The 4,588-nt window shown below is 47.6% G+C and carries 3 protein-coding genes; 1 reads left to right on the top strand and 2 read right to left on the bottom strand.

What is annotated here, in order from left to right; genetic code table 11:
* Positions 1–1,925 (bottom strand): NADP-dependent isocitrate dehydrogenase (locus tag H740_RS05780; RefSeq protein WP_002952335.1); only part of this gene is annotated, 1,925 nt, incomplete at its 3' end.
* A gap of 64 nt (positions 1,926–1,989) precedes the next feature.
* Entirely contained in the window at positions 1,990–2,952 is a 963-nt protein-coding gene (gene mltG, locus H740_RS05775; protein WP_002952334.1) for an endolytic transglycosylase MltG, read from the bottom strand.
* On the opposite strand from mltG, the gene H740_RS05770 reads away from it, so the two are divergent.
* A partial coding sequence (locus tag H740_RS05770) for a YhdP family protein (RefSeq protein WP_034957465.1) occupies positions 2,882–4,588 on the top strand: 1,707 nt, incomplete at its 3' end. The two genes, mltG and H740_RS05770, sit on opposite strands and share 71 nt — an antisense overlap.

The raw sequence follows: 4,588 nt of genomic DNA, 5'->3' as shown, positions 1-4,588 counted from the left end.
TTTTCTTTTAGATAGCGCTCTACGGCCGCATTTAGCGTATCGGCTAAAATTTGCGCCTCAAGGCTTTGTTTAAAACCCGCCAGCTGCTCAAGACTAGCGCCTAGAGCCAAAAACTCGCCCAGGCTGTCCCAGCTTAGGTGATTTTGCTCTAGTAGCTGCTCAGCGAGCCTCGGTGCGCTACCTCCCGCTCCCGTCTCAAAGATACTTCCGCCCTCTAGTAGCGGCACGACCGAGAGTATCTTGGCGCTGGTTTCAAGCTCTAAGATCGGAAAAAGATCGGTCAGATAGTCGCGCAAGACGTTACCGGTGACGCTGATGCAGTCCTCGCCGCGTCTCATGATCTCAAGCGATTTTTTACAAGCTACCGCAGGAGACAATATCTCTATATCAAGCCCGCTCATGTCCGTGCTAGCTAGCTGCGCTCTTACCTTTTTTAGGATTTCTCGATCGTGAGCCCTGTTTTCATCCAGCCAAAATATCGCCTTTTGTCCCGTGATTTTCGCGCGTTTTAACGCTAGCTCGACCCAGTTTCGCACGGCGACGTCTTTAACCTGCGTCATCCTAAATATATCGCCTTTTTCTAACTCAAATTTAAATAAAATTTCGCCTTTGGCGTTTAGTACGCGCGCCTCGCCCGCTTCGCTCATCACAAAGGTCTTATCGTGGCTGCCGTACTCCTCGGCTTTTTTAGCCATTAGACCTACGTTTGAGACGCTGCCGATTTTAGCGGGATCTAGCGCGCCATTTGCCTTGATATCCGCGATCGCGGCCTCGTAAACGACGGCGTAGGTTTTATCCGGTATCACGGCTTTGGTCTCGCGCAGGGCGCCATCTTTGTCCCACATTTTGCCGCCATTTTTTATCATCGCAGGCATCGAGGCGTCGATGATGACGTCGCTAGGCACGTGCAGGTTTGTGATGCCTGCGGCTGAGTTTACCATAGCTAAATTTGGCCTTGCGGCATAAATTTCATCAAATTTGGCTTTTATTTTTTCCTGCGTAGCTTGAGGTAAATTTAAAATCCGTGCAAAAAGGTCTTTTAGTCCGTTGTTTTCGCTGACGTTTACGCTTTTTAGCTCATCCGCAAACTCCTCAAAAACCTCCGCAAAAAAAATCTTTACGAAATGCCCGAAAATCACGGGATCGCTCACCTTCATCATCGAGGCTTTTAGATGGACGCTAAAGAGCAAATTTTTTGCCTTCGCGTCCGCGATTTGCTCTTTTATAAAGGCGTCCAGCTTGCTCGCGCTCATAAAGCTAGCGTCGATTATGTCGCCTTTTTCTACCGCTAAATTTTCTTTTAGCACGCGTTTTTCGCAGCTTTTTGAGATAAACTCGACGCGTAAATTTTCATCCGTTTCAAAGCTAACCGAACGCTCGGAGGAGTAAAAATCTCCGCCCTTCATATAGGCGACTTCGGTTTTGCTATCTTTTTCAAAAGGAGTGATTTTGTACGGATTTTCGCGGGCGTAGCGTTTTACCGCACCGACGCATCTGCGGTCGGAGTTGCCCTCGCGCAGCACCGGATTTACCGCGCTTCCTAGCACCTTTGCGTATCTAGCGGCCGCATCTTTTTCCTCCGGCGTTTTTGGCTCGGACGGGCATGGCGGTAGATCGTAGCCTTTGGCGCGAAGCTCCGTGATAGCGGCGTTTAGCTGAGGCAAGCTTGCCGAGATATTTGGCAGCTTGATGATATTCGCGCGCTTTTCTTGCGTCAAATTTCGCAGCATCTCCAGATCGTCGCTTACGCGCAGATCAGGCGGCAGCTTGTCGTTAAAAGCAGCGATGATACGCGCAGCCAGCCCTATGTCGGCCTGGGCTATCTCTATGCCGCCTGCGCGCAAAAACGCCTGCAGGATCGGAAACAGCGAGTAGCTCGCAAGTAGCGGTGATTCGTCGGTTCTAGTGTAGACGATGTCGCTCATCTTTTCTCCTAATTAAATTTTGCAAAATCTTATCCAAATTTATATTAAAACGCCTTTTGGCGCGCTATTTTTGGGAGTTTATCGCGCCTACGTGCTCATCGTATGTTACGCTAAATTTATGTTTGCCCGTCTTTTTATCCCGCACGAAGTACAAAAACTCGCTCTGCGCGGGCCTTACCGCCGCCTTTATCGCAGCTAGACCCACGGTGCAAACGGGACTTGGCGGCAGGCCTTCGTTTAGATAGGTGTTAAATTTACTCTTATCGCTTCGTATGCGCTCGGCCGTGACCGTCTCGTGCGAGTAGAGTCCGTAGTTTAGCGTGCCGTCCATCTGCAGCTTCATACCCTTTTTTAGGCGGTTTTGGATGACGGAGGCCACAAGTGGCATCTCATCCTCGTTCGCGGCTTCTTTTTGCACGACCGAGGCCGTAACCAGATACTCGCTCCAGCGCTTTTCGTCGTAGCTTCCAAGTAGTTCGGTAGCCATTTTTTCGTGGGATTTTTTAGATAAATTTACGAGGTGTGCAGCTAGCTGCTCTTCGTTTACGCCAAGCGGTACTTTATAGGTTTCAGGCACTAAAAAGCCGTCCTCTAGTGGGGCAAATTTGGCGTAAAATTCATTTAGCTTCGCCTCGCTCAAATTTAGCTTTTTTGCGACCTCTTGCAAAAACACGGCCGTCGTTTCGCCCGGAATCAACGTTATTTGCGTTAGGGCCGCTTTTGCGGTCGTGAGCTTGTATAAAAAATCAAGCTTGCTAAGCTTTGCCGCGCCCAGGTCTATCCAGCCTGCTTGCACGTGCCCCATAGCGCGCAAGATCACGGCGTCGAATTTATTGGCGTCCGTATTTTTTTCGCTTAGATATGATATAATCCCAAACGTACTGCCCTGAGGCACGAAAATGACCTCGCTCACGCTCACCGGGCGGCTAAGATAAACAAGAAAGCTCAGAAAAAATATGAAAATCATCTCGCTGATAATGAAGAAAATTTGGCGCATTTTGATCCCTGCGGTTTTGATATTCGTCATTTTTATAGCCGTCCTAAAACACGGCGTCGAGATAGAAAATATCGACGCGGGCGACTTTAAAATAGAGCAATTATATATAAAACTCGATAAAAAAATAATTTTACGCGCGAAAAATATAGAGATACCTAAACAAAGCGCCAAGGATAGCTCCGAGGACGCGCTGTTAGATCTATCCAAAAACATCGTCTGGATCGATAGGCTGTTTGACGAAATCCTACTAGAGCGCGTCAAATTTCTAAACAGCGAGTCCACGCTATTTTACAGAGACGACGTTTTCTACCTAGATAGCCCGTTTTTGGCGGTTAGCTCAAATTTTAAAGACACCGAAGACGGCATAACTGCAAACATCTATCTACTCGAGTTTAAGGACTTTAACATCACTTTAAGCGGCGTTAGCAATGCCGATTTGAGGCGTCAAATTTACGATTTTAACGGTACGTTTTCTAGCCACGAGCTAAACGGAAACGCTACCGTAAATCTCAAAAAAAGTGAGCTAACATACGAGCTAAGCGACATAAACGCGACGAGCCTAAGAGGCTTTATGGACGAGCTGGGCGCAAAAACGGGGCTAGATAAAGAGATAAAAAGCTGGATCTACGGCTACATCACGGCGGATAACTACTTCGTAAAATCGCTTCGGGGCAGATTTGACCTAAACAAGCAAGAACCCTATCTAAACGAGCTTAGCGCACAGGGTTTTTCTAAAAACGTAAAGGTTAAATTTCACGAAAAGCTATCCCCTGCGACCGCCGAGGAAGTCGACGTCGAGCTAAAAAAAGGCTCGCTATTTTTCACGCTAAAAAACCCAAAATGGCAAGGCAAAAATCTAAACGGAAGCAATCTTGAAATCTATAAAATTTTCGAGGAAAAAGGCGCCGGACTCACGCTAAATCTGCAAACTTCGGCCCTCTACGACAAAAGCGTAAACTCTATACTAAAAGCCTACGATATCGATGTTCCCGTCGAGCAGCTAAGCGGCAAAACAGACGCCAAACTCGCGCTTGATATCAAATTTGACCCGCTAGAGGTGACGCCTAAGGGCAAATTTAAGATCACCGGCGGACAAACTCTGATCACGGGAGCTAAATTTAACGTCGAAACTGCAGACGTCGAGCTTTTAAACGACAAATTAAAGGTAAATGCAAAAAATACGGGGATGGACTTTTTTAGCGCGGACGCAGCGGTAAATCTCGATCTAGGCAAACTCGCAGGCGACATAAACGGCACGCTAAAAGGGCTAAATTTAGCCTTTGGCAAGAGCGAAATTTTAAAACTAGGCGCGACGCCATTTGCGGCTAGGCTTGATTTTAGCGGCAAGGATACGAAGCTAGATATCGCTTCGCCGGCCGCTGTGGGTTTAAAATTCGGCGCGCAAAACGAGATAAATTTACCCGACGCGCGCGATCTACTGCCCTACTCGCCTCTGCTAAAAAGCCTAAAAATATCAGAAGGCGGCGTAAATATAAAAACCAAAGATTTTGAAAATCTTAGCATCGAGGCTAACGATGTTAAATTTGAAACGCCGCTGTTTAAAAAAGACGGCTCGCCCTACGATGCGGATAGCTTTGCGATCGACGTAAACGCAAAAGGCGCGACAGGCAAGAGCAAAAGCGGCGGGCTAAATTTCAAAATCGCC

The sequence above is a fragment of the Campylobacter showae CC57C genome, assembly GCF_000344295.2.
In the GTDB taxonomy this organism is placed as follows: Bacteria; Campylobacterota; Campylobacteria; order Campylobacterales; family Campylobacteraceae; genus Campylobacter_A; species Campylobacter_A showae_B.
The sequence above is the reverse complement of the archived record's forward strand: the minus strand, read 5'-3'. Positions and strand labels throughout refer to the sequence as shown.